Below are 1,278 nucleotides of genomic sequence, written 5' to 3'. Positions count from 1 at the left end.
GCGCAGGTCGAGTTCGGTGGGCTGGGCGAAGCGGGAGAAGTTGTTCACGCACAGGACGAGGTCGTCGCCGCACTCGCGCAGGAACGCCAGGACCGCCGGGTTGGAGGAGGGCAGTTCCGTGTACGAGCCGGTGCCGAAGGCCGGGTTCTGTTTGCGGATCTCGATCATCCGGCGGGTCCAGTGCAGCAGCGACGAGGGCGAGGACATGGACGCCTCGACGTTGGTGACCTGGTAGCCGTAGACCGGGTCCATGATCGTGGGCAGGTAGAGGCGCCCGGGGTCGCAGGAGGAGAATCCGGCGTTGCGGTCGGGGGTCCACTGCATCGGGGTGCGTACGGCGTCGCGGTCGCCGAGCCAGATGTTGTCGCCCATGCCGATCTCGTCGCCGTAGTAGAGGATCGGCGAGCCGGGCAGGGAGAGCAGCAGCGCGGTGAACAGTTCGATCTGGTTGCGGTCGTTGTCCAAAAGCGGCGCCAGGCGGCGGCGGATGCCGATGTTGGCGCGCATGCGCGGGTCCTTGGCGTACTCCGCGTACATGTAGTCGCGTTCCTCGTCGGTGACCATTTCCAGGGTCAGCTCGTCGTGGTTGCGCAGGAAGATGCCCCACTGGCAGCCGGAGGGGATGGCGGGGGTCTTGGCGAGGATCTCCGAGACGGGGTAGCGCGACTCGCGGCGCACGGCCATGAAGATGCGGGGCATGACGGGGAAGTGGAAGGCCATGTGGCACTCGTCGCCGCCGGAGGCGAAGTCGCCGAAGTAGTCGACGACGTCCTCGGGCCACTGGTTGGCCTCCGCCAGGAGCACGGTGTCGGGGTAGTGGGCGTCGACTTCCTTGCGGACTCGTTTGAGGAAGGCGTGCGAGGCGGGGAGGTTCTCGCAGTTGGTGTTCTCCTGGGCGTAGAGGTAGGGCACGGCGTCGAGGCGGAAGCCGTCGATGCCCAGGTCCAGCCAGAAGCGCAGCGCGGCCAGGATCTCTTCCTGCACGGCGGGGTTCTCGTAGTTGAGGTCGGGCTGGTGGGAGAAGAAGCGGTGCCAGTAGTACTGCTTGCGGACCGGGTCGAAGGTCCAGTTCGACGCCTCGGTGTCGACGAAGATGATCCGGGCGTCGGCGTACTGCTTGTCGTCGTCGGCCCAGACGTAGTAGTCGCCGTAGGGCCCGTCGGGGTCGGTGCGGGACTGCTGGAACCACTCGTGCTGGTCACTGGTGTGGTTCATGACGAAGTCGATGATCACCCGCATGCCCCGCTGATGCGCCGCGTCCACGAACTCCACGAAGTC

Annotated in this window: 1 protein-coding gene; it reads right to left on the bottom strand. The window is 66.4% G+C overall.

From position 1 onward, the window contains the following. Nucleotides 1-1,278 (bottom strand): maltose alpha-D-glucosyltransferase (treS, locus tag OFY01_RS17145; protein ID WP_266600837.1); only part of this gene is annotated, 1,278 nt, incomplete at both ends.

Origin of the sequence: Streptomyces beihaiensis (assembly GCF_026274175.1) — a bacterium.
GTDB lineage: Bacteria > Actinomycetota > Actinomycetes > Streptomycetales > Streptomycetaceae > Streptomyces > Streptomyces beihaiensis.
The sequence above is the reverse complement of the archived record's forward strand: the minus strand, read 5'-3'. Positions and strand labels throughout refer to the sequence as shown.